Origin of the sequence: Emticicia sp. (assembly GCF_043780375.1) — a bacterium.
In the GTDB taxonomy this organism is placed as follows: domain Bacteria; phylum Bacteroidota; class Bacteroidia; order Cytophagales; family Spirosomataceae; genus Emticicia.
Genome location: NZ_JAYWCU010000074.1, coordinates 1 through 25,429, shown reverse-complemented (window position 1 = coordinate 25,429; position 25,429 = coordinate 1). Strand labels below are relative to the sequence as shown.

Sequence of the window (25,429 nt, the reverse complement as noted above, 5' to 3'; positions counted from 1 at the left end):
ATCCTTAAAATCAAGTTTCAGACAATTTACCTCAAAGGAACAATTGAAGGTGCTGAAATATCAAAATCTCTTAATCTTAACGGTTGAGAGCCATCAAAAGCAAATCTAAAAACTGAAGAAATATCTGGAATATTTGGATAATAACCCAAGCGAATCTGGAAAGTATTGATAGTCAAATTTTCATTTCTCAAGCGAAAACCAATTCCATAACCTTGATACAACTTACTATCTATTAAACTATTACCTTTTAAACTAACCATTCCGAAATTAGCAAATGCAAAATAGGCAACTCTAAAACCAATAATACTTTTGTGCGAAAACAAAACCGATTCAAAGCCTAAGGTTAATCTTTTATCTCCTCTTAAACCTTCACTATTTACACCCAAAATTCCATCACTACCACTAATATTTAGGTAGTCTAAAGCATCACGATTGAGTCCATAAGTAAAGCCTAAATTAACAAACTGTCGACCGTGCGATTTCCCAAGTTTCATTAATTTACTAAAATAAAAACTTTGCAAGCCTATCGTTCCCTGCTGAATTTCTTTTTGTTTAAGATAGCTACCTGCATTTGCCAAAACATAAAAATATCCTTGGTTTTTGGGCAAATATTTACCTTTAGCGAACTGAATTCCTGCATAATTTCGGTTACCAAATTCAGTATTCTCAGTGCCAAAAGTCAGAGAAAACAAATTTCCGACAGGTACATCTTCTGTCCGACCAAAGCCATAAACCAAAATATCACGCCGATAATTACGATTTGAATAGCCAATACTTCCTAACCAAGTAGTACGATTCCAATAAATCTTGTTGGTATCGGCTCTCACTTCTGGGCGTTTTGTATGATCAAAACTACTTCTGCGAACAGCCAAAATAACTCGTTTATTCCGATTTAAAGCATCAATTATGAACGAATGTCCATACCATATATCTGAATAAAAACTTCCAACTTGATAAACCAACGAACTATCTATCTTATTGATTATCAATCGTTTATATTCTCTTATTTTGATATAGCCCAATTCAAAAGAGCCAGCATTTCTGGTTTCAGCAGTCAGAAAAGGGCGATTTATTTTGGCAGCAAATTGTGTCAAATCTCGTTCGTCAATGGCTTTAATTTGCCCACTAATAAAGCTCCGCCCAATATAAGGAATTGTATAAATACTTCGGAAACCAAATTTTTGATAGGGGTCTTCGGCTCGCCATGAAACTTTGTTAAGAAACGAATGTCCACGACCTTGAAAATTTCTATCCTCTACGCCAAAAACAAAATTATTCAGTCCACTTGCCGAAACATCAAAATTGATTGACCAAACATCTTGAATCAGTATCAAAATATCCACCATCCAAGCAGCATCTTTTCGCTCAATAACTAAAATCCTTGCATCATGAATGATGGTGTTTGCCCTTAGTAATCGCTCATTATCTTTTAGGGTTTGTGGGTTAAGGTGGTCGCCTTCTTTGAAAAGCAGCAAAGATTGACGAACAACACGTTCTCGTGTATTATAATGAAATGTTTTACTTGCAAAATGCTCAATTTTATTTCCTTTTCTGGTCGTATCATTGACACTTGGACCAAAAATTTCGAGTCTTTTGATGGTAATTTTACCAATCACTTTACCATCATATTGCTCAAAAGGGTTAGTTTCTAATTTACTAATTTCAGTTTTCTGGGCATTAGAATTGTACACATCTCTAAACAACGCTCCATAAACTTTTCGTCCAATACGGCTTTTATTCATTCTTTGTTTCAAGTGAGCATACATCACGCTATCCTCAACAGATTTTCCACTGTCGAGGCTATCAGCTCTACTTTTTTGTCCAAAAATTAATTGTGGAAGAAACAATAATATGATAATGACAAACTTCATTCCGAAATTTACTTAATTTTTTGCATGAATCTATCCACTTTTAGACATATACGAAATTTAACTGTAAATCAGAATCAACATTTGTAATCATTTATTGACTAAAAATGGTTTATTTCGCCTTTTACAAAACAAATTATTACAAATGAAATTATCTAAACCCTTAGTTTTAGCATCCAATTCACCACGCCGCAAAGAAATCATGCACAATGCAGGATATGATTTTTCGGTGAAAGTTATACCAACCGATGAAAGTTTTTCGAGCGAAATGCCTGTTGAAGAAGTCCCTGTTTTCTTGGCAAAAGTGAAAGCCGAGTGCTTTAGAAAAGATATTAATGACGAGATTGTTTTGTGTGCAGACACAGTTGTAATTATTGATGCGGAACGCCGCCCGAATGAAATACTTAACAAGCCAATCAATGCGGTTGAAGCGACAGTAATGTTAAAATTATTAAGTGGTAAAATACATAAAGTAGTAACCGGTGTTTGTATTATGACAAAAGAAGAAACGATAACTTTTTCGGACACTACTTTTGTACATTTTAAAGAATTGAGTGATTGGGAAATTGATTATTATATCGAAAAATGTAAACCTTTCGACAAAGCAGGAAGCTATGGTGTACAAGATTTCATTGGTATGATTGGTATTCCACGCATCGAAGGGTCATTTTATACTGTCATGGGTTTGCCAATTCATCGAGTTTATGAGGCTTTAGAAAAGTACCTTGTCAGAAATTAGTAGTAAATTTGTAAATATACTTTAATCATACAAATTGGTGAAACGCATTTCTCTACAATGTTTGTTGCTATTTTTTATTCTACAAAACGCTTATAGTCAACTCATTACAACTGATTCTTACTTTCCAAATGGAGACAAGGAATTCACTATCGTATGTGATTTGAAAGAAGCAAAAGATATCCGTGCGGCTGGACTTTTGGGTAAAACTTCGGATGTTTATTTGTGGTCAGGTGCTGGAACTGGCGATAATGCCTTTGAATTTCAACCAACAGGACAAACAAATTTTAATGCTCCTTTTGAAATGGGACGAATGATTTCATTGGGCAATAATCGATGGAGTATTAAACTCAAGCCACGAGATTATTTTAAAGTTCCTGCTGATAAAATGATAAAAAAAATGGGTTTATTGCTAAAAAGTGGTGATGGAAAAGCTCAAACCGAAGATTTTATTTTGAATTTGTATGACGACAAATTGTATTATAAAGTGATTGAACCAGACTTAAATAAAGTTTTTGAAGAAAATCAAACGATAAATATCAAAATCAAGACTTCTAAAAAAGTGGACAAAATTATATTTAATAATGGCAAAACTCAAGAGTTTAATAATGTAGATTCTGCATCTACAAATACAAGTGTTAGTGTTATGCTACTTACAATTATTAGTGGAAATGAAACAATAACCGAAAAACTTCAATTTATCATCAAACCTAAAAATACAATTTTGAATATCCCTCTAAATACCAAAGACGGCATCAATTATATCAATGATAATACTGTTACGTTCTCATTTTATGTTCCTCAAAAAAGTTTTGTTTATCTTATCGGAGATTTTAACAATTGGCAAGCCGAATCAAAATATTTAATGAATCAAACGCCTGATGGCAACCGTTATTGGCTGACTATAAACAATTTAGAAAAAGGAAAAGAATATGCATTTCAATATTTGATTGATGGTAAAACTGCTGTAGGCGACCCTTTTTGTGAGAAAATTCTTGACCCAAAGTTTGACAATGCGATTTCGTCAACAACATATCCCAATCTAAAATCTTATCCTGCCAATAATTCTTATGGTGGAACAGTCTCTGTTCTACAAACTGCACAACCCAGCTACGACTGGAAAACAAAAGATTTTAAGCGTCCTGCTAAAGAAAAACTAGTCATTTATGAGCTTTTAGTTCGAGATTTTATTAATTCTAGAAAGTACAGAGAAGTGGCAGATTCGATTACTTACTTTAAGCGTTTGGGCATTAATTCTATAGAACTCATGCCTATTAATGAGTTTACGGCAAATGATTCGTGGGGCTATAACCCAACTTATTATACTGCTCCCGATAAAGCTTACGGCACAAAAGATGATTTGAAATATCTGATTGATAAATGTCACGAAAATGGTATTGCGGTAATATTTGATGTGGTTTTCAACCATGCTGACCTTGAATTTCCTTATGCAAAAGCCTATTGGAATGGTTCACAGCCTTCGGTCGATAGTCCGTTTTTGAATCCAAAAGCTACCCATCCTTATTCAGTATTTTTTGATTTTAACCATGAAAGCACTGCTACTCAAGCCTATTTTGACAAGGTTTTAGAGTTTTGGCTAAAAGAATACAAAATTGATGGTTATCGTTTCGATTTATCAAAGGGTTTTACACAGAAACTAAGCGACCCAAACGTCGGTCTTTGGGGTCAATATGATGCAAGTCGTATTAAACTTTTAAAGCGTTTTTATGATATAATTCGTACTTATGACAAAGATTGTTACTTGATTTTAGAGCATTTTGCAGAAAATAATGAAGAAATGGAATTAGCTGATTATGGTTTCATGCTTTGGGGCAACATGAATGGAAATATCAGAAATATTATCAAAGGGACTAACAATAGTCTAACTGGTTTAAGTTTTATTGACAGAGCTTGGAAAGAACCCAACTTGATAGGATACATGGAAAGCCACGATGAGGAGCGTATCGTTTATGATGCTTTGAATAATGGCAAAAATGAAGTAAAAAATCTAAACACCATACTTGAACGAGCAAAAGCCGCCGCAGCCTTGTTTTTTGCCTTTCCTGGGCCAAAAATGCTTTGGCAATTTGGTGAATTTGGCTACGACATAAATATAGATTTCAATGGCAGAACAGGCATAAAACCACAAAAGTGGGAATATTTGAAAAACGAAAATCGACTAAAACTATTTAAAGTTTATGCCGAATTGATTAAATTAAAGACAACTCAAGCAGCTTTTTTGTCGAAAGATTTTAAAGAATCGAGTAGCGGTGTGGTGAAACAAGTAGCATTGAATCATAATTCAATGAATGTTCGCATTATTGCAAACTTTGGCATAGGCTCTGAAAAAGGTATCATTAACTTTGAATCTACTGGGAAATGGTATGATTATTTTACAGGACAAGAAATTATTATAAGTGAAACAAATCCAGAAATAAGTTTGTCAGCAGGGGAATTTCACGTTTACACAAATATAAAACTACCAACTCCCGAAGCAAATTTAGTTCCTTGGCAAGGAATGGCAATAATTACAGCCAATGAGATTTCGGCAGATAATTCAAGATTTCATGTGTACCCAAATCCAACGACTGAACGAGTAACTTTGAAACTCAACGGAGAAAAAACGCAAATTTCATTGGAAGATTTATGGGGAAAAACATTGTTTTCGATCCAAACCAGAGAATTTGAACCAAGCATGGACTTATCAAATTTTTCGGCTGGAATGTATTTGATTAAGACTACCCAAAAAGGAAGAACAAGAACCACAAAAGTAATTAAACAATAAAATGAGCAAAGACGAATTAGTGATATATTATAACGAACCCGACGAAAAGGTATATGTAAAAGTACCGGCTGGGTTAGAAACACATTACCAGCTTTCTAATTTATCAGGTAAAATTTTGCAAGAAGCCATCCACGAAAAAGCCCTGCACGATTTTGATTTAGCAGGTCTTCCCGAAGGCATTTACTTCGTAATTGTCAATCAAGATGATGTGATTCGGTCGAAGAAGATTATTAAGGAATCTTGATTAGTTTTACTAAAAAAATCATACATTTGGTTTAAAATATTAAGATTATGACAGCAATAAGCGAACTTGAAAATCAAATTTCGGTCGGGCAGCGTCCTGTCGAGCAGCGTTCTGCATTGCCAAAAACCTTAGCTGAGTTTTTGGAATGGGAGCCAGAAGACGGCTTCAAATATGAATGGAATGACGGAGAAATAATACAATTTAATGGAATGGATAAGAAAGAAATGTATATGTTTGACCTTCTGCTTGATTTATTAATAGAAAAGGGTCTCAAAAAGAATGGTACGCTAATAGCCGAGCAAAATGTAATGCTAACTGGAATTCAAATGAGAAGACCAGACATTGCTTATTTTTCAAAGATACAAATGCAAAATGGTAGAAATGGCATAGATGAAATTCCAGAATTTGTCATTGAAGTCATTTCATCAAATGATAATTTGAACAAAGTAGAAGAAAAACTTACGGAATATTTCAAAGCAGGAGTAAAAGTAGTTTGGAAGATATTGCCTGAACACAAAATAGTTTATGTTTATACCTCTCGCAAAACTGTACAAATTTGCATGGACAATGATATTTGCTCGGCAAACCCTGTTTTACCTGAGTTTGAGATTAGGGTTGGGGAGATTTTTGGGTGAGAAATTAAAATCTAAAATTAGCACTTACAATTAAATATCTACTTAAAATATTATAGCTTCGGTAGCTTTTTTGATAATCATTGATATAATTATAAGAAAATGATGTATTATTTGTTAAATTTTTAGCCAATAAACTAAGTGTAAGACTATTCGACTTTACTTCATAATTTATCCCACTACTAAAAAAACAGGTTGTAGCAGTGGCAGAATTAGGAAAGCTATATTGTTCAATATCAATTTGTGCATTGACTTTTGACGAAAACGTTAAAATAAACCCAGCAAAACTGGATATAGTTTTGTTGTTAAAATTATTTCCTTTTGAAATAGTTTGAGTATTAGAATCAAACTCGGCTCCTAAATGATAATTAAAGCCTTTTTTCCAAGTAGAACGAATACCTATTTCAAATTTTGAACTGAGTGCTTTAATATTCCGTGTATCAGAAGTATTTAATTGATTTTGAAATTGAAATAATCCAATGTTACTTTTCAACTTAATGCTTGATTTAATTGGCGACAAGAATTTGGTAATTCCAACTGAAAAATTATAAAAATCATTGCCTAGATTAGAAGCATATAAGGTATTTATATTAAAATCCTTATTTATTTGTAAGTCAGAATTATATAGATTCAAACTTTTTGAATACGAAACATTTACATCAAAAAAAAGCTGGTCGAACAAATTTTTGTACCAATAATTGAGTAAAACAAAATGACCATTTTTTTGCAAAAACTCATTAGTTCCTTGTTGAAAATTTCGATAATTGCTTAAAATATAAAATCTACTTAAATCTGAAATTTGAGGAAGTTTTGAATTGTATGAGTATAAAAACCTATATCCATTGCTATTTTTTTTCAGTAATAAGTCTATTTTGGGAGTTACATAAAACACTCTTTTTGATAGGCTATTACTCAAATTATAGTCCAAATAATGCAGAGGAAGTTCTAAGTTGATTCTAAAATTAGCTATTTCTCGTTCATATTTGGCATTTAAAGCAAAGTCGGTTTGTTTTAAAATATTTTTATTTTCTCCAATAATAATTGATTTATTAAGTTTCAAATTTGTCGCCAATTCTTCCTCCGTACTATTCACTCCCGCTTGAAAAGCTAATTTACTTTTACCCATTTTCAAAAGATATTGCGAGACAATGCCCGAAGATTTATAAGGATTTTTAAGATATTGAGTTAGATTAGCCGTTGAATCACCAATAAATGATAAAAAACGCTTCTGTGAAGATTGTACCTCATAGTTTTGAATTAGATTATTGTTCAAGTAAAACATTTCGACATTAAATACAGCATCTGACTTGATGCGTTGCGTGTAAAAAAGTCTATTTTCAAATATTTTTTTTGTGTTATCCAAAAGTTGATTACTTTTTAGATTACTATTCATTACACTACCACTATTACTTGTAAAACCATTATTCCAATTACTCAAAAACCTAATTCTGGATTGTGCATTTGGAAGAAAAACAGCTTCAATATTTCCTTTATAGTCAGTTGGTTTCTTAATAATAGATTTGGTTTCCAAAATATCTATTGGTGGGGCGGTCAAATAGCTAAAAGAACTATTTTCCTGTAATTTGTTTCTGTCAGCATAGAAAGCACCACCGCCTTTGAGGATAAGTTTTGAAGATGGTTTCACAATAAAAGTAGGTGCAAACAATGTTGCTTTATTAAAATTCACTTGCTGAGATTGAAAATTTGGCAAGCTAATTTCATTGATATTAACAAATTCTTTCTTTTGGTTTCTTTCAAATAAATCATCATTAGTATTCATCATTTCATTTTCAGTCAAATCACCCATCGGGTTTTTACCAGTAGTATTAAAACTCCCTAAGGCATAAATCTTAGCTTTTTTTAGGAAAGAAATAAGATTTATTCTTTCATCAAAACGCTCAGAAGTACCAATACCTAAAGAAATATCGCCAAAAAGCGTACTTTTTCTATCAGCTTTAAAAGTCAAGTTTAATACTTGACGATTTGAACTAACAATACCTTTCATTAAAGGGTCTTCTACGTATTTATCTATTACTTGCACTTTTTCTATTAAATCGGCTGACAAATTACGAGAAATTATCTTATAGTTTTTATTCATCAAATCATCACCTTCCAATAAAATTTTATCAATAGCTTTACCATAAACCGAAATTGTACCACTTTTGGAAATTTCAAAGCCCGGTATTTTTTTTAATAAATCTTCTATTACTTTATCATTTTTATCTCGAAAAGCATCAGCACGATAACTCGTTGTGTCATTGGCTTCTTTGATAGCTATTTTTTCGCTAACAATAACTTCATTCAACAAAAAATCTTTAGGGTTTAAGACAATGTTTTTTACAGAATTTGATTGCTCAACATCAATATCAAATTTTAGAGTTTCGTAGCCAATGCTACTGGCAACAAGCTGAAATTTCGAATCTTTTTCAGTCGTAAAATCTATTTTATAAAAACCCTTTTCATCAGAATTAGAAAAGGCAATAACATTGTTATCGCCTTTTCGGATAGTTATACTAACCGATTTTAAGGAATTTTTGAGCGAATCTGTTATTTGCCCTTCGATCGAAATGTTTTTTTGACCGAAAGAATTGAAACATACACATACAAAAAAGCAACAAGCCAAACATCTATTTATCATAAGATAATTCAAAAAATACTCGTTTGTCAATATCAATTTTAACAGTAGTTCCTTTAGGTATATCAGTCATAGCTATTACTTTTTGAGAAGTTGATTCAAATATAGTTTTATGCTCTTCAAAAGTAATTCTTCTACCTTCTGTGCTTGGGAATACCATATTATCAGCTACATTTTCGGGCATCGAAATACTTTCAAATGCAAATTGAATCTGCAAAGTATCATCGAAAGCCTCTAATATGAGTCCAGGCAAACCATTTAACTTCCATGGACCCATCGAAATTGGTATTTCAGTCGTAAACCATGCGACATAATTTCTACCTCTAAATGTTGTAGTTGCTTTTTGGCATTTGAACTTACCAATGAGTTTGCTTTCATTTGATAATTTCCATTTGATGGCGGGCAATGACTCTTCATAAATAAAGGATTTTCCAACAACTTTCTCTCTTGCTAATAAGTTTTTTTTAGAAAAATCAATAAATGTTATTTCACCAAATTCGTCGGGTACTGTATCAAATTTAAGCTCAGTCGGCATACTAAGATTATCTTTTCGTAAAGATTTACGCTCAATCACATTATACTTATAAGCAGATTTTTCTGTAGTAAAATATAATTTGGATTTAAAATGATAGGTACTGTTTGTCTGTATGTAATTAACAATACCTTCAATTTTTTTTGTTTGACAATAACAAAAGGTATAACTTAAAAAAACTCCCATAAAGAGGATTATATTTTTCATATTTGGATTTAAATAAATGTTAAAAACAACCACTTTTATCTTTCGAAATATTACTCGAAATTTGAAAATTAGCTAAACAATAAAAGTAATTTTCGCTTTCAATAAAGTAAAGTACAATAAATTCACAAATTACTATACCTGATATCCTTTCCAAATATAATAAGCCGTAAGGAAAGCAGCATTACAATCACCTTCATAATTAGTAACTGTAACAGTTATACCATTACCTGAAAATGAACGAGTACAAGAATCAAATGTTTTCGGTGAACTATTACCTGCAATTGTACTCGTAAAGCAAGTAAGAACTAATGCGAAGATAAATACGATTTTTTTCATGTTTGATAAAATTTAAAGATTAAAATGATTAAATTTGTTTTTTTGATGAGCAATAAAAGTGGTTGCTTATTTTGCTTTAGTTTTGCCTCCCTTCGTCGGCTAAGATTGTTGGGAGGTTTAACTTTTACAAAGTAGAGGAGTTTTTCCCATAAAAAAAATTGCGTTTCCGCAAGAAAAAACTTGCAAAAACGCAATTAATGTACCGCTTAATCATTTTTACTTCTTTTTACCTCTTATTCTGCTCAATCCTTGTGGTGTCAAATTCAAATACGTAGCAATATGTTTTAGATGTACCCTATTTGCTAATTCAGGATGAAATTCATAAAACCAATTTAAGCGGTCTTCTCTTGGCATTCGTAAAGCTCTTATAAAAGCCTCATATTTTTTTAAGTTTTGCTCAATCAAAATTCTACTCATAAAATTTAGTTGGGGTAATTCTTCGTAAAGTTTATCTAATTTTTGTTTACTAATTGTCCAAATTTTGGCTTTTTCTATTACTTCAATGGCAAATTTACTTGGTGTTTGGTCTAAAAAACTATCTGATACATACTGAAAATTATTTTCAGGCATTATCCAATTTGTAATCGTTTGGTCTTGGTCTTGGTCTTGGTCTTGGTCGTCACCTTTCATCGAAAACTCTCTGAGAATTCCCGATTCAATAAAATACAGATTATCGTTTATTTGTCCAAAATCTAAGACAATTGTGCCTTCTTGGCAGACTTTAGGTTCAAATTGTGAGAGAATATGCTCAATTTCGGTAGTAGTAAAACGACCAAAAGAATTAAATAGGTTGTAAAGATAGAGAAGTGTAGTTTTCATTTACAGCAAGTAAGATTTAGAAAACAAATAAAAAGGTTTGCAATCGATATTGCAAACCTTACTTATTAAACGGTATATAAATGCTTCTCCTACCTATTCATTGTCAACAAAAACTCTTCATTGTTACGAGTTCCTTTCATTTTGTCCAACAAAAATTCCATTGATTCCATTGGGTTCATGTCTGACATATATTTTCGGAGTAACCAAACTTTTTGAAGCGTATCTTTGTCCATCAATAAATCTTCACGACGAGTACCCGAAGCCAAAATATCGATGGCAGGATACACACGCTTGTTAGATAATTTACGGTCAAGTTGCAGTTCCATATTACCCGTTCCTTTAAATTCTTCAAAGATAACCTCGTCCATTTTCGAGCCAGTATCAATCAAAGCCGTAGCAATAATGGTCAACGAACCACCATGCTCTACATTACGAGCCGCACCGAAGAAACGTTTTGGTTTGTGCAAAGCGTTAGCATCAACACCACCCGAAAGAATTTTACCCGATGAAGGAATAACAGTATTATAAGCACGAGCCAAACGAGTGATAGAATCAAGCAAAATAACAACGTCGTGTCCACATTCAACCAAACGTTTTGCTTTTTCCAAAACCACACCCGAAACTTTTACATGACGATCGGCAGTTTCATCAAAAGTTGAAGCAATAACCTCGGCACGCACACTGCGTTGCATATCGGTTACCTCCTCTGGACGTTCGTCAATCAGCAAAATAATCAAATAAATCTCTGGGTGATTGCGAGTGATTGCATTGGCTATCTCTTTTAAAAGAACAGTTTTACCTGTTTTTGGCTGTGCCACAATCATTCCACGCTGACCTTTTCCGATTGGTGCAAATAGGTCAAGTACTCGAGTAGAATAAATATCTGAGCGACTACTCAATTTAATTTGCTCTTCGGGAAAAAGTGGCGTTAGGTATTCAAAAGGAATACGGTCACGGATTTCTTCAGTAGTTTTACCATTGACCGAAAGTACACGAAGCAAAGCAAAATATTTCTCTCCTTCTTTGGGAGGACGAATCGCACCTTTTACTGTATCGCCAGTTTTTAGTCCAAAAAGTTTAATTTGTGAAGGAGAAACATAGATATCGTCGGGACTTGCCAAATAATTATAATCGGCAGAACGCAAAAAACCATATCCACCTTCTTGCATGATTTCAAGAACACCTTCATTTTCAATAATTCCGTCAAACTCTTTTATTAAATTATTGAATTGTTTTTTAATGTCTTTTGTATATGTATCGACATAGCGTTTGTCTTCTTTTGGCTCTGTGTTTTCAGGAATAATCTCATCTGTTAGCCTTGAAAATTCGCTCATTTCGGCATCAATTGCAGCCAAATCAAAGTCAACTGGTTCTTCTAAATTCAAAACAGGCTCTTCTTCATTTTCATTTACACGCATGTCGGTAAATGATTCAGTTTCTGTTTTCTTTGATTTTTCAAATGGTTTCCTACTTTCTAACTTCTTAGGTGCAACCACAACAGGCTCTGGGTCGGTTGGCAAAGGTTTACTTGGCAAAGCAATATCATCTGTTTTTGGCAAACGTTTACGATTTTTTACAATTTTATCATCATTGAAAAGTGGTTTTTCAGTGACGGCAGGTTCTAAAGGAGCAACCTCTCTGGGCATATTGAACGAAGCGTTAATAGTCTGCTGCTCTAAGATTTTGTCAATTAGCTCACTTTTAGAGGCAGTTCTGACATCTTTAATGCCAATTTCAATACAAATTTTTCTTAACTCTGAGAGGAGTTTGAGGTTCAGTTCTTCTGATGAGTACATACGAGAGAATTAACGATACGTTTCGATGCTAATGGTTAGCGGTTAGATTTTACAGGTGTATTAAGGAAAAGACACTTAAAAGAATTTATAGAATTTGTCCAAATACTTGGGGATCACTCGAAAAAACAGAAATTTTGTTGGATACAATTGGCTAATTCAAATAAAGTTGGTTCAGAGAACAGAAGAGCCGATTGAAGTGTTAGTTGGATTTGGATGCAATGATATAACTAATTTTTCAAATATCAATATAATTCTTAATTATTTTTTTCAAAAGTATGTCACAATTAGGTTCTGAGTTCAATAATAAAACCTAAGTTGTAGCCTATTTATCTAAAATATTCTATTTCAATAATCATCGTCAATGTTTTTTGGGTCGGTTTCGCTAATAAGTGTGATCGTTGGTTGAGCAAGTTCGACTTGGTGCTTTTCTAAGATTTCAGAAACTTCATAATTCATGTCTTCACGAATAGTTTTACTTTCCCAATAATCGGGAGTTGCAGCGAAGAAAACTATTAAAATATTGATTGAATACTCTCCTATTGAGTCAAATTTTACATGACTTTCGTGGTCACTCGTCAATTCATTTTTAATGAGTAATTCTTGAATTTCATCAATAACTGCTTTGATTTTTGTCAAAGGTGTTTCTAATTTTAATCGAATAAAAAACTTATGTCGTCGGTCTTTTCGTTGAGAAAGGTTATTTACAGTTTGCGAAACCAGCATTTGGTTAGGCACAAAAACTAAACTTCCATCTACATGGCGAATGCGAGTGCTACGGAAACCAACTTTTTCAATTTTGCCAATTAATTCACCTAATTCGATGTCATCACCAACAATGAAGGGTTGTTCGGTAAACAGTGTAAATGAAGCAAAAAGATTTTCTAAGGTTGCCCTTGCCGCCAATGCCAAAGCCACTCCACCGATACCCAAACCTGTGATAAGACTAATGACATCTTGCCTGAAAACAAAGCCCAAAATCAAGAAAAACGAACAAAAAACAATCAAAGCAATAATAATATCTCTAAAAAATGGGACTAAATGCTCGTCCGTTTTAGATTCACTTTCTTCAGCTTTTTTTACAAAAACTATAGCAAAAAACTTTATTAAACGAATAATTAGCCAAGTGATTGCGATAATAAATAGAGCATCCAACAATTTATCAGAAAAATCACTGACCCGCATTTTGCCAAAAGGAATGATTCGCCATTTTCGAGGAAACGAAACTTCATCAACCGCCATATAAATAATCAGCAAGCTCAAGATAAATTCTACAGGACGTTTCAGTAAATCAACAAAACTCGAAACAGGTACATTTTCGGTTTCTTTTTTAATAAGCCTAAAAGCAATATTACTAACTAAAACAGAAAAAACTCGCTTAAAAAGCCATCCAACAAGCAATATCGCCAAAAACCAAAGCCAGTTTTCGAGCGAATTATATAAAAAAGTCGTATTAATAATTTTATCTATTTTATTCATTTTTTAGTTTTCCTTACAATTTATTTTTCATTAACAAACTCCCAAACCCTTTGCTCTACCCAAGTTTCATTGGAATTGGGCAACATAAAACCTACGTGGCCGCCAAATTCGAGCAACTGTAAGGAAAGATTTGGATTATTCTCAGCATCTCCTAAATCGAGACATTCAGGTGAAAGAAAAGGGTCATTTTTAGCTTGTACGATCAAAGTTGGTATTTTTATGGTTTTAAGGTAAGGTTTCGCCCCTGCTTTTCGATAGAAATCAAGTGCATTTTTAAAACCAAACATCTTGGCAGTGTAACGGTCATCAAACTGCTCAAAGTTTTTTATTTTTTCATAACCTTCATAACTAACTAATTGGCTATTAGGATGTTGCGTAGATTTTAGCTTTATTTTCTTACCTAATTTGTTTATAAATCGCTTCATATAAAACCTTCGTCCAGGTTTATAAAGTTCAAAAACTGACGTAAACAAATCTAAAGGTACTGAAACTGCTACACCAAATTTTACTTGACTTGGAATCGTTTCGGGTTTTTCTCCCAAAAGTCGAAGTGTCATGCTGCCACCCATGCTGAAACCAACCAAAATCACTTCTTCATATTTATACTTTTCAATGGCATAATTCATCACAAAACGTATGTCATCAATATCGCCGTGGTGATAAAATCTTGGTAAACGGTTCATTTCTCCGCTACAACTTCGGCAATTCCAGCCAAGTCCATCATAGCCATTGTCATTAAATTTTTTTACCATCCCTGTTACATAATGCCTCGTCGAATCTCCCTCCAAGCCATGCGTAACAATCACTAGTTTTTTACCGTGCGATTTTCTCACAAATGACCAATCCAAATCTAAAAAGTCGCCATCAAACAACTCTACTCGCTCACGCTGATAAGGTACTGGTATTTTTCTAAAAATGCTGGGATAAATAGTTTGAATATGGGCGTTGAACTGCCATTTTGGAGGACGATAATCTGTATTTATTGGTAAAATGGGCATCAAAAAAAATAATTAAAGAGCGATATTCCGCCCAAGTTATCACTATTTTGCAAACAATTTTTCGATAACTTCAGGAAAGTATTTATGTTCGAGTAGCTGAACTTTATGGGCAACATCATCGGGCGAATCGCTTGGTAAAACTTCGCATTTTGCTTGAAAAATTACTTTTCCTTCGTCATAACGTTCATTTACAAAATGAATTGTGATGCCCGATTCTGTTTCCCCATTCGCCACTACAGCCTCATGTACAGCATGTCCCCACATTCCTTTTCCACCAAATTTGGGTAAAAGTGCAGGATGAATATTAATGATTTTATTAGGAAAAGCTTTTATCAAATTTTCAGGAATTAGCCACAAAAATCCTGCTAATATTACAAAATCAATTTGTTGATTTTGTAATAAATCAACAATTTTATTAGTTTGAGAAAAAATCTTTTTATCAAACAATACTGTGGGGATACCCAATCTTCTTCCCCGCTCAATCACGCCAGCATTTGGATTATTCGATAGAAATAAATCAACACTAACATGCTGACTATCAGCAAAATAGCTTGTAATTCTTTCGGCATTACTTCCCGAACCAGAAGCAAAAATAGCAATTTTTTTCATTAGAAAGTTCTGAATTCTGAACGATATGCCGTTGCGGCTCTGAATTTTCATAAACTGAAATACAATTATAGTTTGTAATTCACTCACTACTTATTCTACTTTTCGCTCATTAATTTGCGAATCACGTTATTTTTTTTCAAAAAAAGCAGGCTTTCTGAAAATAAAAAAAACCTCTGAATATAAAATTCAAAGGCTTTTTTATAAAACTTTTCTACTTCAAAGTTTCCCTTTGTAAAGTTCATCTTGCCATTTTTTCAACTCGTCCCATTTACCATCTCGAGCCAAGGCACTTTGGTCTGCCCAAGTAGTTGGGTTATGTATTTGAAAACGAGAGCCTGCAGTCTCTAAAATAGACTTCATTTTTTCAACCGATGTATCTGCCAATTGTGCAAAAGTATAGATACCTGCTTTATTGAATAGTTCTTCAATTTTGGGCCCAATTCCTTCTACAATTTTCAAATCATCTTTTTTCGTGCTAACAGTAGTAGCTTTACCAACAGTACCAGCAACAACACCAATTGAACCAGAAACTTTGGCAGATCCTTCAAGAGAAACTTTTGTTTTACGACAAGCATTTAATTCGCCTTCTAAGAAATTGTTTTTATCTTGCAATTCAGCCGATTGAGCTTTTAAACGATTGATTTGGCGAGTTAGCCACCACCACAATAAAAGCAAAGGCAATAGCCAGAAAAAAAATATATCCCAAGGAAAAGTGGTAATTAAGCTTTTAAAGTTTTCCATTATTTTGATATTTTTTTAATGTCGTGAATTCAATTTTAATGTTTTTTTAGCTATTAGACTTCTTGCGAAAGTATTTTAAGTCGAAAAACACCATCTTTTCGGCTACAAATTGAGCGAATTTTTCAACCGTAGCGGTGCTATGCTTTCAAAATTTCCTCAATTTTCGCTTGAAAATCTACTATTTTTCAATCATAAAATACTTTCGCAAGAAGTCTATTGAAATAAAGTTTTCAACTTCAGCATTTTTTATGATACTTGATTTGTTTACATTAAAATAAACATCAAGTATCATAAAGAGAATTTGCTCTTCGGCACTTACTACTTTTACGATGTTGGTAGTTTTTTCAACACCCATTTCGCCAGAGCAATAAGATTTACGGTTACAGTTCCAAAACCAACTATACACCACTGACCAAAATAGAATCAGCAAGGGTAAAAAAATCTGTGCATTTTTTTATTCGGGTTTTGTAGGGTTTTATTAAAGACACTTTAGTTTAATGATACGAAAAGTAAGGAAAAGTAACTAAAAAACAAGCTTTTTTATGACTTATGGTATAAATTTATTGAATATTTAACAAAAAAGTACTTTGAAAGGTTTTAAGCAATTTTATGGTTTTCATTTAAATAATAATTTAGAAGAGTATATATAAATTGTGAGAAACTCCTAATAAAACAAAATTAAGCACTTTAAAGTCAATTGGTATCAAATTATAACTAATTCAGATAGGATTCGAGATATATGGTATTGATAAAACAAAGAATAAATTTCAATTAATGAGCTAAATAAGCTAAATTTGGGACTACATTACCAATAATTTATTTTCCCTAAGTTTGATGGAATCAATTAAAGTTTTTGCACCTGCCACAGTTGCCAATGTTGCCTGTGGTTTCGATATTTTTGGATTTGCCGTTGATGCACCGGGCGATGAAGTAATAGTTCGTAAAAGAACAGATCATCAAATCATTATCACTAATATTACGGGTGAAGATGGCAAACTTACTTATGATTCAAGCAAAAATGCCGTAACGGTTCCTATAATAAAATATTTAGCCCAACTTGGCATAACACAAGGTTTCGACGTAGAGCTTCATAAAAAAATGCCACTTGGTAGTGGGCTTGGTAGTAGCTCGGCGAGTTCGGTTGCAGGAGTTTTTGCGGCAAATGAATTATTGGGTAAGCCATTGACAGCCAAAGAATTGTTGCCTTTTTCGATGGAAGGAGAACGCATTGCCTGTGGTTCTGCTCATGCCGATAATGTTGCTCCTGCCTTATTGGGCGGCTTTGTAGTGGTACGAAGTTATAGTCCTTTAGATGTTTTTAAAGTAAAAACACCAGACGAACTCTACGTAACGATTGTTCACCCTGATATTGAAGTAAATACAAAAGATGCTCGGCATATTTTGCGAAACGAGGTTTCGATGAAAAATACCATTGCTCAAATGGGAAATGTGGCAGGAATGATTGCAGGTTTGATGCAGTCTGATTATGAACTGATTGCAAATTCGATGGTAGATTTTATTATTGAGCCTGTAAGAGCAATTTTAATTCCTGAATTTTGGGAAGTAAAACACGCTGCTATAGAAGCTGGAGCTTTGGGATGTAGTATTTCGGGAGCAGGTCCATCGATTTTTGCTTTTAGCAAAGGCCGTGAAACTGCTGAAAAAGTGGCAATCGTAATGAAAAATAGCTTTGAAAAAGTAGGAATTCATGGAGTTTCTTATGTTTCGGGCATTAATCAATTTGGTCCAAAAATAATTGGATAACTTAATTTTAAAGTAGTCATTAATTTTAAAGTAAAACAAATCATCAAACAAAATATGAGTAGAATAGCCCTCATTACAGGTGCAACATCTGGTATCGGTAAAGCAACCGCCGAAGCATTTGCAAACAGCGAAATTAATCTAATTCTTTGTGGTCGTCGCCAAGAAGTATTAGGTGAATTGAAGACATATTTTTCATCAAAAGTGAAAGTAATAACTCTGACTTTTGATGTTCGTAACAAAGAATCTGTGTTTTTAGCAATCGCATCATTACCAGAAGAGTGGAAAAACATTGATATTTTGGTCAATAATGCAGGAAATGCTCACGGATTTTCGCCAATACAAGATGGTGATGTGGACGATTGGGATGCAATGATTGACGGAAATGTTCAAGGACTTTTGTATGTTTCAAAAGCCGTGATTCCTCAAATGGTTGAACGCCAAACTGGACATATTGTTAATTTGAGTTCGGTCGCAGGCAAACAAACTTATGCCAACGGAGCAGTTTATTGTGCCTCCAAAGCCGCAGTTGAAGCTTTAAGCGAAGGTATGAGATATGACCTTACAGCACACGGAATAAAAATCACGAACATCGCTCCAGGTGCAGTAGAAACTGATTTTTCTTTGGTAAGATTTAAAGGTGATGCCGAGCGTGCAAAGAAAGTTTATGAAGGTTTCGAGCCTATTCAACCTGAAGATGTTGCCGATGCAATTTTATACTCCATAAATACCCCTGCACGTGTAACCATTGCAGATATTGTACTTTACGCTAAAGCCCAAGCTGCTCCAACGGTGATTTACAGAAAATGAGGCGTGGGATACGAGATTTGAGATAGGTGATTATATTGAAAAATATTCATCCTCAGCTTGTGTATTCTACATCATATTAAGCATTATATTTCTCGAATCCTGTATATTGTATCCAGTCTCGCCTATTAAAAAAGTATGGATAATCTTCTTCAAAGAGTAAAAGACATAGACATTCGGCAAGTTGCACGAGATTTGGGCTTTGACATTGTGCAAAGCCGCCGAATGAATTGTCCTTTTCATGTGGAAGATTCTCCTTCTTTGGTGTTTTACCCACCTCCTCAAAACGAATTTCATTGTTTTGGCTGTGGCAAACACGGCGATGTGATTAATCTTTATGCCGATGCTTGTCAAATTGATTTCAAAACCGCTTTGGAAGAATTAGGCACTCGCTACATTCCTGCTTATGATGGTGCATCAAAGAGTAAATTTCGCAAATTAGATATAAAAAGTATCTATACTCGCAAACCTCTTGAAGTTAAATCATTCATTTTCAAAGAGTTATATTCAGAAATCTACGAAAGTTTTCAGAAATTTTGTTTGGAACAACCAGCTACCGAATCTGCCAGAAAAGCTGCCGATTACCTGCGAGGCAGAGGTATTGACGATTGGACAATTCGACATTTCAAACTATTTGTGATAAAAAACTATGGTTTAACAAATGAATTCTTAAAATCAAAATATGCAATTGAAGACCTAAAAGCCTGTGGAATTATGAATGATAAAGGCAATTTGGTTTTCTTCGTTCATCCAATCATTATTCCTTATTTTCAAGATGGGCGAATTGTCTATTTACAAGGTCGAACCACTAGCGAGCCACCCGAAGGTGCGAGCAAATATCAATTTCTTTCGGGCGTACCTCGTACTATTTTCAATATAGATTCTATCACAAAACTCCGTCCAAATGCCGATGTTTACATGACCGAAGGAGCGTTTGACTGCATGACTTTGGTCAAAAATGGTATGATAGCAGTAAGTCTGGGAAGTGCCAAAATCTTCAAAAAAGAATGGATTAAATATTTCAAAAAATACAAAATTTGGGTGAGTTTCGATAATGATTCAGCTGGTACAAAAGGTGCTGACGATTTGGTTGAAGAATTGCTGGAAGCAGGTATTTTAGCAAAACAAAGAGATTGGAACAAGGGTTTTAAAGATATTAATGAGTATTTTGAGAGGAAGTAAATAGTTTATAAACAATAGTCCATAGAATTAAAATGAATACATTTTTTTAAAATCTATAATTTGCTGATTATCAACAAACTAATAAATATATTGAACCGTTTTCTGTTGTCCGTAAACTTTCTTACAATCAAAATCTTGCTCAAAATCTTGCTTTCTTAAAAATCACATAGCATCTTTGCATTATCAATTCTTCTTCATAGAAAATTGATTTATACAGACGAGGGGAGAGAATAGGCTCTGCGAACCTCGGGCAACCTGTCCCGCTACATGCGATAAGGTGCCAATACCTACCGAAATGGTCAAAACCATTCGGACTTATAAACCAATCAACGACAATCGTTTCAATATTGGTTTTGTTTGCAGTGTGTTCAAAAAAACACTTTGTCATTTTCCATGCTCAAACTTTGAATAAACGAATATTTTTCACAAATAAACTTTATTTACCATGTCAGAATTACGCTTTGAAACACTTCAGCTTCACGCTGGACAAGAAATTGACCCCACTACTCAATCAAGAGCAGTGCCAATTTATCAAACCACTGCTTACCAATTTAAAGACTCCACACATGGAGCGAATTTATTTGCTTTGAAAGAATTTGGGAATGTCTATACCCGAATTATGAACCCTACCAATGATGTTTTTGAAAAAAGAGTTGCAGCCCTTGAAGGTGGCGTTGCTGCATTAACGGTAGCATCGGGCCACGCCGCTCAATTTATTGCGATTAATAATGTGACGAGTATAGGCGATAACTTCGTTACAACTTCATTTTTGTATGGTGGTTCGTATAATCAGTTTAAAAATTCGTTTAAAGGCATTGGAGTAGAAGCTCGTTTTGCAGACGGTAATGATATTGAAAGTTTTGAGAAATTAATTGATAAAAAAACAAAATTATTATATGTTGAAACCATAGGAAACCCTGGTTTAAGTGTACCCGATTTTGAAGCATTAGCAGCTCTTGCAAAGAAATACGACCTTCCCCTGTTTGTCGATAATACTTTTGGTGCTGGCGGAGCTATTTGCCAGCCACTTAAACACGGTGCCAATGTAGTGGTAGAGTCTGCAACCAAATGGATTGGTGGACATGGCACAACTATGGGTGGTGTAATTGTTGATGGCGGTACATTCGACTGGGGCAATGGAAAATACCCACAATTTACCGAACCATCACCCAGCTATCATGGCTTAGTGTATAATAGCGTTTTTGGCATTGGTGGATCTTTCGGCAATATTCAATATATCATCAGATGTAGGGTTGAAGGTTTGAGAGATTGGGGAGCCTGCCAGTCGCCATTCAACTCATTTTTGTTGATTCAAGGACTTGAAACACTCACTTTGAGAGTTGAACGTACTTGTGAAAACGCTTTGACTTTAGCACAATGGTTAGTGACACATCCTGAAGTGGAATCAGTAACTTACCCTGGTCTTGCTTCACACCCAACCCACGAATTAGCAAAAAAATATTTACAACGTGGTTTTGGTGGTGTTTTATCGTTTAAACTAAAAGGTGGACGTGATAGAGCTGAGAAATTTGTAAATAGCTTAAAATTGATTTCTCACTTGGCCAATGTTGGTGATGCAAAAACTTTGATAATTCATCCTGCTTCAACTACGCACTCTCAACTTTCAGAAAACGAGCAGGTTTCGGCAGGAGTCGATGTAAATATGTTGAGAATTTCGTGCGGTTACGAACATATTGAAGATATTAAAGCCGATATTTCACAAGCATTATAAAATTCGATTAGGTCTTTAGTTTCTTGTTTTAAGAGCTAAAGACCTAATTTTATTTAAAGTCTATGCCAAGCAAAGTCGTTCATTTCAAGGAGATTATCAAGAAAATGCCACCAAGTCTGGCTGGTTCATGGAATTATATTAATTTCCCCGAAGATGCTTATGCCATTTTTGGCAAGCGTGGTTTTGTAAAAGTGAAAGGATTTATTAATGAGAAGCCTTTCAAAAGTAATCTATTTCCAAAAGGAAATGGTTTTCATGCAATAACTATTCCTTTAAAATTGCAAAAACAGTTAGGCATAAAGCTGAATGACGAAATTACGATTTCAGTTGAAGAGGATTTTGAAGAAAGAGTGGTAGACATGCCCACAGAATTGCAAGAAGCTATTGATTTCGATGAAGAAATGGCGGAGTTATTCAATAAACTTTCACCATCAAATCAAAAGAATTATAAAACTTGGATAAACAGTGGTAAGCAGATAGAAACTCGCATTAAAAGAGTTGTTGAGCTTTTTGAAAGATTGAGAAAAAATCATTAATAAAAATAAACTTATGAAAAAAACACTTTTACTATTTTTAACTTTTTTTTCAATACAAACTGCCGATTGTCAGACAAGTTCGGCAAAACAAACTATTCTGAAAATCGCAGCAGATTTAGAAAAATTCAATAGTAAAGAGTTTCCACGAGATACAATCAGCAACCATCCTTTGGGTTCTTTCACCGAAGCTGATTTGTTGAGAAGATATAATTTTCAATTAGCTGCTTATAAAAATTTGGAGAAAATAGACAGTAAAAAACTAGCATTCAACGACCTCATAAACTTAGAATTATTGATTCATGAAGTAAAAAATCAGTTGACTTTTTATGAATATAAAGAATACCTCAATCCGATTCTCTCAGACGATGGCTTTCATATCGATTTTGCATTTATTGCCAGTAACAATTATAAAACCATAAAATCGCTCGATTTATATATTCGAAAACTAAAAGCCTTTCCGCAATATACAGACCAGCATTTGGCATTGATGCGAAAAGGTTTGCAATTAGGCATTTCGCAACCAAAAGTAGCTTTGAAAGGCTACGAAAGCACCTATGAGCAGCACATTGTAGAGAATATCGAAAAATCAGTTTTTTGGAAACCTTTTGTAAGCAAACCTTACGGCGTCAATGATAATGATTGGAATAATATTATTATTGAAGGCAAAAAAGCCATTGCAGAAAACGTTATTCCAACTTATCAAAAAATAAAAACTTTCTTCGAAAACGAATATTATCCCAATACTCGTACTACGCTTGGAGCAAGCAATTTTCCAAATGGCGATGCTTTTTATAGTGAAAAAGTGAAGTTTTTCACAACTACCAATCTTTCGCCAAACGACGTTTATAACATTGGCTTATCAGAAGTTGAGAGAATTAAAAAAGAAATGTTGGAAGTGATGAAAGAAGTCAATTTTAATAGCCCGATAAAAGATTTTATTCAAATTTTAAGAACAGACCCAAAATTCTATCCAACTTCGGCAGAAGGCTTATTAAAAGAAGCTTCGTACATCTCAAAAAAGATTGATGGGAAATTACCACTGCTTTTTGGAAAACTACCTCGACAACCTTATGGCGTTGTTCCAGTGCCTGATTTTTTAGCTCCCTCATACACGGCAGGACGTTATTCGGGTGCTTCTATTAATAGCAATCGGTCGGGAAGTTATTGGGTAAATACCTATAATCTTAGTAGTCGAACTTTATATACTCTTGAAGCCCTCACGCTACATGAAGCAGTTCCAGGGCATCATTTACAGAATGCGTTGACTCAAGAATTAACTCATTTACCCAAATTTAGACAAAACCTTTACATCAATGCGTTTGGCGAAGGTTGGGGTTTATACGCTGAATATTTGGGTACAGAATTAGGTTTATACAAAGACCCTTACAGCCATTTTGGAAGATTAACTTACGAAATGTGGCGTGCATGCCGCTTAGTAATAGATGTAGGTATTCACCAAAAAAGTTGGACAAGAGAGCAAGCAGTTAGTTATTTAGCCGATAACACTGCTTTGTCGTTGCACGAAGTAAACACTGAAATAAACCGCTATATATGCTGGCCTGGGCAGGCTTTGGCTTATAAAATGGGCGAAATAAAGATAAAAGAATTACGAAAAAGAGCCGAAGACCAACTGAAAGACAAATTTGACATAAGAGCGTTCCATGACCTTGTGCTTTCGCAAGGAACACTCACTTTATCAATTTTGGATAAAATGGTTGATAGATATATTGCGGCAGAGTTGAAGAAAATTAAGAAATAAAAATGGAGAATAAAGTATTTCATTACGACGAACCTTTTAAGTTAGAATCTGGTCAGTGGCTACCCGAATTTGATTTGGCATATACAACTTATGGAAAGCTCAATGAAGCAATGGATAATGTGGTGTGGGTTTGTCATGCTTTTACAGGAAATGCCAATCCGTCGGACTGGTGGAATGGCTTAATTGGTGAAAAAAGATTATATAATCCGAACGAACATTTTATTATTTGTGCCAATATTTTAGGTTCGCATTATGGCTCGACCAATGCTTTGAGTAAGAACCCGATTTCTGGCGAGCCATATTTTCATGATTTTCCATTTTTGAGTATCCGAGATGTGGTAAGTGCCATTGATTTACTACGTAAAAGTCTGAATATCAACAAAATACAAACGCTTTTAGGCGGTTCGCTTGGTGGACAACAAGCCATTGAATGGGCAATTATAGAGTCCGATTTGATTGAAAATCTGATACTTTTTTCAACAAATGCCATACATTCGCCGTGGGGAATTGCCTTTAATGAGTCGCAACGAATGGCGATTGCATCAGACCCAACTTGGACTGAACGCCACCCAAAAGCTGGAATGAATGGTATGAAAGTAGCCCGCTCGATTGCACTTTTATCGTACCGAAATTATGCAACTTATGGGCGTACACAGTCAAGAGATGAAGGACAAGTGGATTTTTTTAGGGCAAATACTTACCAAAATTATCAAGGCGAAAAATTGGGCAAACGCTTCAATGCTTTTTCGTATTGGATGCTTTCCAAAATGTTTGATTCGCACGATGTGGGGCGTGGGCGTGGAAAAGTTGAAGAAAGTTTGAAAGCAATTACAGCCAAAACTTTGGTCATTGGCATAAGTTCTGATGTACTTTTCCCCCCCGAAGAACAAGAGTTTTTAGCGAAACATATCCCCGATGCTCAATACGCCCTAATTGATTCTATTTATGGGCATGATGGCTTTTTGATTGAATTTGAGGCAATGACGGAGACGATAAAGGGGTGGTTGAAATAATATTTGGCTCTGCGAAGTTTGCAAACTTCGCAGAGCAGAGACGATATTACAGGTAATATTCGATTAATTTAAAATTCACTCGGCAAGGAAACAGAAATAAGCCATTAAAAAACCAAATTAAATCGCTTAAGCACTTAATTAAAAGTAATCGTGTATTTGTGTTTTACTTGTGATAGAATCTCATCAACCGCATTTTTGATGGTATCAGCAGTTTTATAATGCTCA

General features: G+C 34.2%; 22 protein-coding genes and 1 riboswitch. Of the genes, 11 read left to right on the top strand and 11 right to left on the bottom strand.

Annotated features, from left to right (window positions below; genetic code table 11):
• Positions 1–26: 26 nt before the first annotated feature.
• Complete coding sequence (locus ACH2CJ_RS05930; RefSeq protein WP_394991330.1) at positions 27–1,871, bottom strand: hypothetical protein; 1,845 nt, start codon at positions 1,869–1,871, stop codon at positions 27–29.
• A gap of 142 nt (positions 1,872–2,013) precedes the next feature.
• Between ACH2CJ_RS05930 and ACH2CJ_RS05925 the strand changes: the two genes are divergently transcribed.
• Genes ACH2CJ_RS05925 through ACH2CJ_RS05910 form a run of 4 tightly spaced genes read left to right on the top strand, consistent with a single transcriptional unit; the run spans position 2,014 to position 6,268 of the window.
• On the top strand, positions 2,014–2,607 hold the full coding sequence (locus ACH2CJ_RS05925) for a Maf family nucleotide pyrophosphatase (RefSeq protein ID WP_394991329.1): 594 nt from the start codon (positions 2,014–2,016) through the stop codon (positions 2,605–2,607).
• A 37-nt stretch (positions 2,608–2,644) separates the two neighbouring features.
• Positions 2,645–5,389 (top strand): alpha-amylase family glycosyl hydrolase, encoded by a 2,745-nt coding sequence (locus tag ACH2CJ_RS05920; RefSeq protein ID WP_394991328.1) that lies wholly within the window; start codon positions 2,645–2,647, stop codon positions 5,387–5,389.
• A gap of 1 nt (position 5,390) precedes the next feature.
• Positions 5,391–5,633 (top strand): T9SS type A sorting domain-containing protein, encoded by a 243-nt coding sequence (locus ACH2CJ_RS05915; RefSeq protein ID WP_394991327.1) that lies wholly within the window; start codon positions 5,391–5,393, stop codon positions 5,631–5,633.
• 47 nt (positions 5,634–5,680) lie between these two features.
• A complete protein-coding gene (locus ACH2CJ_RS05910) occupies positions 5,681–6,268 on the top strand; it encodes a Uma2 family endonuclease (protein WP_394991326.1) in 588 nt (195 codons plus the stop codon).
• 4 nt (positions 6,269–6,272) lie between these two features.
• Here ACH2CJ_RS05910 and ACH2CJ_RS05905 read toward each other — a convergent pair whose 3' ends face one another.
• The 10 genes from ACH2CJ_RS05905 to ACH2CJ_RS05860 all read right to left on the bottom strand — a co-directional run bounded on the left by ACH2CJ_RS05905 (position 6,273) and on the right by ACH2CJ_RS05860 (position 16,844).
• Positions 6,273–8,903, bottom strand: coding sequence for a carboxypeptidase-like regulatory domain-containing protein (locus tag ACH2CJ_RS05905; RefSeq protein ID WP_394991325.1), 2,631 nt, complete (start codon positions 8,901–8,903; stop codon positions 6,273–6,275).
• Positions 8,893–9,639 (bottom strand): GLPGLI family protein, encoded by a 747-nt coding sequence (locus ACH2CJ_RS05900; protein WP_394991324.1) that lies wholly within the window; start codon positions 9,637–9,639, stop codon positions 8,893–8,895. The genes ACH2CJ_RS05905 and ACH2CJ_RS05900 overlap by 11 nt, the downstream gene beginning before the upstream one ends.
• 132 nt (positions 9,640–9,771) lie before the next feature.
• Positions 9,772–9,975 carry a hypothetical protein gene (locus tag ACH2CJ_RS05895; RefSeq protein WP_394991323.1) on the bottom strand — a complete coding sequence of 68 codons (204 nt, stop codon included), beginning with the start codon at positions 9,973–9,975 and terminating at the stop codon, positions 9,772–9,774.
• A 216-nt stretch (positions 9,976–10,191) separates the two neighbouring features.
• Positions 10,192–10,794 carry a Crp/Fnr family transcriptional regulator gene (locus ACH2CJ_RS05890; RefSeq protein WP_394991322.1) on the bottom strand — a complete coding sequence of 201 codons (603 nt, stop codon included), beginning with the start codon at positions 10,792–10,794 and terminating at the stop codon, positions 10,192–10,194.
• A gap of 89 nt (positions 10,795–10,883) precedes the next feature.
• Positions 10,884–12,590: a transcription termination factor Rho gene (rho, locus tag ACH2CJ_RS05885; RefSeq protein WP_394991321.1), complete on the bottom strand. Its 1,707-nt coding sequence runs from the start codon at positions 12,588–12,590 to the stop codon at positions 10,884–10,886.
• Between the two features lie 345 nt (positions 12,591–12,935).
• Positions 12,936–14,066, bottom strand: a complete 1,131-nt coding sequence (locus ACH2CJ_RS05880; RefSeq protein WP_394991320.1) for a mechanosensitive ion channel family protein — start codon at positions 14,064–14,066, stop codon at positions 12,936–12,938.
• A gap of 20 nt (positions 14,067–14,086) precedes the next feature.
• A complete protein-coding gene (locus ACH2CJ_RS05875) occupies positions 14,087–15,064 on the bottom strand; it encodes a YheT family hydrolase (RefSeq protein ID WP_394991319.1) in 978 nt (325 codons plus the stop codon).
• A gap of 42 nt (positions 15,065–15,106) precedes the next feature.
• On the bottom strand, positions 15,107–15,673 hold the full coding sequence (gene purN / locus ACH2CJ_RS05870) for a phosphoribosylglycinamide formyltransferase (protein WP_394991318.1): 567 nt from the start codon (positions 15,671–15,673) through the stop codon (positions 15,107–15,109).
• 216 nt (positions 15,674–15,889) lie between these two features.
• A complete protein-coding gene (locus ACH2CJ_RS05865) occupies positions 15,890–16,414 on the bottom strand; it encodes a hypothetical protein (RefSeq protein ID WP_394991316.1) in 525 nt (174 codons plus the stop codon).
• A 178-nt stretch (positions 16,415–16,592) separates the two neighbouring features.
• Entirely contained in the window at positions 16,593–16,844 is a 252-nt protein-coding gene (locus ACH2CJ_RS05860; RefSeq protein WP_394991315.1) for a hypothetical protein, read from the bottom strand.
• 404 nt (positions 16,845–17,248) lie between these two features.
• On the opposite strand from ACH2CJ_RS05860, the gene ACH2CJ_RS05855 reads away from it, so the two are divergent.
• The 7 genes from ACH2CJ_RS05855 to metX all read left to right on the top strand — a co-directional run bounded on the left by ACH2CJ_RS05855 (position 17,249) and on the right by metX (position 25,204).
• On the top strand, positions 17,249–18,178 hold the full coding sequence (locus ACH2CJ_RS05855) for a homoserine kinase (RefSeq protein WP_394991314.1): 930 nt from the start codon (positions 17,249–17,251) through the stop codon (positions 18,176–18,178).
• A 54-nt stretch (positions 18,179–18,232) separates the two neighbouring features.
• A complete protein-coding gene (locus ACH2CJ_RS05850; RefSeq protein ID WP_394991313.1) occupies positions 18,233–18,985 on the top strand; it encodes an SDR family NAD(P)-dependent oxidoreductase in 753 nt (250 codons plus the stop codon).
• A 135-nt stretch (positions 18,986–19,120) separates the two neighbouring features.
• Positions 19,121–20,164, top strand: coding sequence for a CHC2 zinc finger domain-containing protein (locus tag ACH2CJ_RS05845; protein WP_394991312.1), 1,044 nt, complete (start codon positions 19,121–19,123; stop codon positions 20,162–20,164).
• A 206-nt stretch (positions 20,165–20,370) separates the two neighbouring features.
• Positions 20,371–20,488: riboswitch (SAM riboswitch) on the top strand.
• Between the two features lie 121 nt (positions 20,489–20,609).
• Complete coding sequence (locus tag ACH2CJ_RS05840) at positions 20,610–21,896, top strand: O-acetylhomoserine aminocarboxypropyltransferase/cysteine synthase family protein (RefSeq protein WP_394991311.1); 1,287 nt, start codon at positions 20,610–20,612, stop codon at positions 21,894–21,896.
• Between the two features lie 62 nt (positions 21,897–21,958).
• Positions 21,959–22,432, top strand: coding sequence for a YdeI/OmpD-associated family protein (locus tag ACH2CJ_RS05835; RefSeq protein ID WP_394991310.1), 474 nt, complete (start codon positions 21,959–21,961; stop codon positions 22,430–22,432).
• Between the two features lie 13 nt (positions 22,433–22,445).
• Positions 22,446–24,191, top strand: a complete 1,746-nt coding sequence (locus ACH2CJ_RS05830; protein WP_394991309.1) for a DUF885 domain-containing protein — start codon at positions 22,446–22,448, stop codon at positions 24,189–24,191.
• 2 nt (positions 24,192–24,193) lie between these two features.
• A complete protein-coding gene (gene metX / locus ACH2CJ_RS05825) occupies positions 24,194–25,204 on the top strand; it encodes a homoserine O-acetyltransferase (protein WP_394991308.1) in 1,011 nt (336 codons plus the stop codon).
• Positions 25,205–25,429 lie beyond the last annotated feature (225 nt).

What these genes read in the sequence shown, in the direction of transcription:
- ACH2CJ_RS05930 (WP_394991330.1), bottom strand. Translation starts at nt 1,871, where the DNA reads ATGAAGTTTGTCATTATCATATTATTGTTTCTTCCACAATTAATTTTT.
- ACH2CJ_RS05925 (WP_394991329.1), top strand. Translation starts at nt 2,014, where the DNA reads ATGAAATTATCTAAACCCTTAGTTTTAGCATCCAATTCACCACGCCGC.
- ACH2CJ_RS05915 (WP_394991327.1), top strand. Translation starts at nt 5,391, where the DNA reads ATGAGCAAAGACGAATTAGTGATATATTATAACGAACCCGACGAAAAG.
- ACH2CJ_RS05910 (WP_394991326.1), top strand. Translation starts at nt 5,681, where the DNA reads ATGACAGCAATAAGCGAACTTGAAAATCAAATTTCGGTCGGGCAGCGT.
- ACH2CJ_RS05905 (WP_394991325.1), bottom strand. Translation starts at nt 8,903, where the DNA reads ATGATAAATAGATGTTTGGCTTGTTGCTTTTTTGTATGTGTATGTTTC.
- ACH2CJ_RS05900 (WP_394991324.1), bottom strand. Translation starts at nt 9,639, where the DNA reads ATGAAAAATATAATCCTCTTTATGGGAGTTTTTTTAAGTTATACCTTT.
- ACH2CJ_RS05895 (WP_394991323.1), bottom strand. Translation starts at nt 9,975, where the DNA reads ATGAAAAAAATCGTATTTATCTTCGCATTAGTTCTTACTTGCTTTACG.
- ACH2CJ_RS05890 (WP_394991322.1), bottom strand. Translation starts at nt 10,794, where the DNA reads ATGAAAACTACACTTCTCTATCTTTACAACCTATTTAATTCTTTTGGT.
- rho (WP_394991321.1), bottom strand. Translation starts at nt 12,590, where the DNA reads ATGTACTCATCAGAAGAACTGAACCTCAAACTCCTCTCAGAGTTAAGA.
- ACH2CJ_RS05880 (WP_394991320.1), bottom strand. Translation starts at nt 14,066, where the DNA reads ATGAATAAAATAGATAAAATTATTAATACGACTTTTTTATATAATTCG.
- ACH2CJ_RS05875 (WP_394991319.1), bottom strand. Translation starts at nt 15,064, where the DNA reads ATGCCCATTTTACCAATAAATACAGATTATCGTCCTCCAAAATGGCAG.
- purN (WP_394991318.1), bottom strand. Translation starts at nt 15,673, where the DNA reads ATGAAAAAAATTGCTATTTTTGCTTCTGGTTCGGGAAGTAATGCCGAA.
- ACH2CJ_RS05865 (WP_394991316.1), bottom strand. Translation starts at nt 16,414, where the DNA reads ATGGAAAACTTTAAAAGCTTAATTACCACTTTTCCTTGGGATATATTT.
- ACH2CJ_RS05855 (WP_394991314.1), top strand. Translation starts at nt 17,249, where the DNA reads ATGGAATCAATTAAAGTTTTTGCACCTGCCACAGTTGCCAATGTTGCC.
- ACH2CJ_RS05850 (WP_394991313.1), top strand. Translation starts at nt 18,233, where the DNA reads ATGAGTAGAATAGCCCTCATTACAGGTGCAACATCTGGTATCGGTAAA.
- ACH2CJ_RS05845 (WP_394991312.1), top strand. Translation starts at nt 19,121, where the DNA reads ATGGATAATCTTCTTCAAAGAGTAAAAGACATAGACATTCGGCAAGTT.
- ACH2CJ_RS05840 (WP_394991311.1), top strand. Translation starts at nt 20,610, where the DNA reads ATGTCAGAATTACGCTTTGAAACACTTCAGCTTCACGCTGGACAAGAA.
- ACH2CJ_RS05835 (WP_394991310.1), top strand. Translation starts at nt 21,959, where the DNA reads ATGCCAAGCAAAGTCGTTCATTTCAAGGAGATTATCAAGAAAATGCCA.
- ACH2CJ_RS05830 (WP_394991309.1), top strand. Translation starts at nt 22,446, where the DNA reads ATGAAAAAAACACTTTTACTATTTTTAACTTTTTTTTCAATACAAACT.
- metX (WP_394991308.1), top strand. Translation starts at nt 24,194, where the DNA reads ATGGAGAATAAAGTATTTCATTACGACGAACCTTTTAAGTTAGAATCT.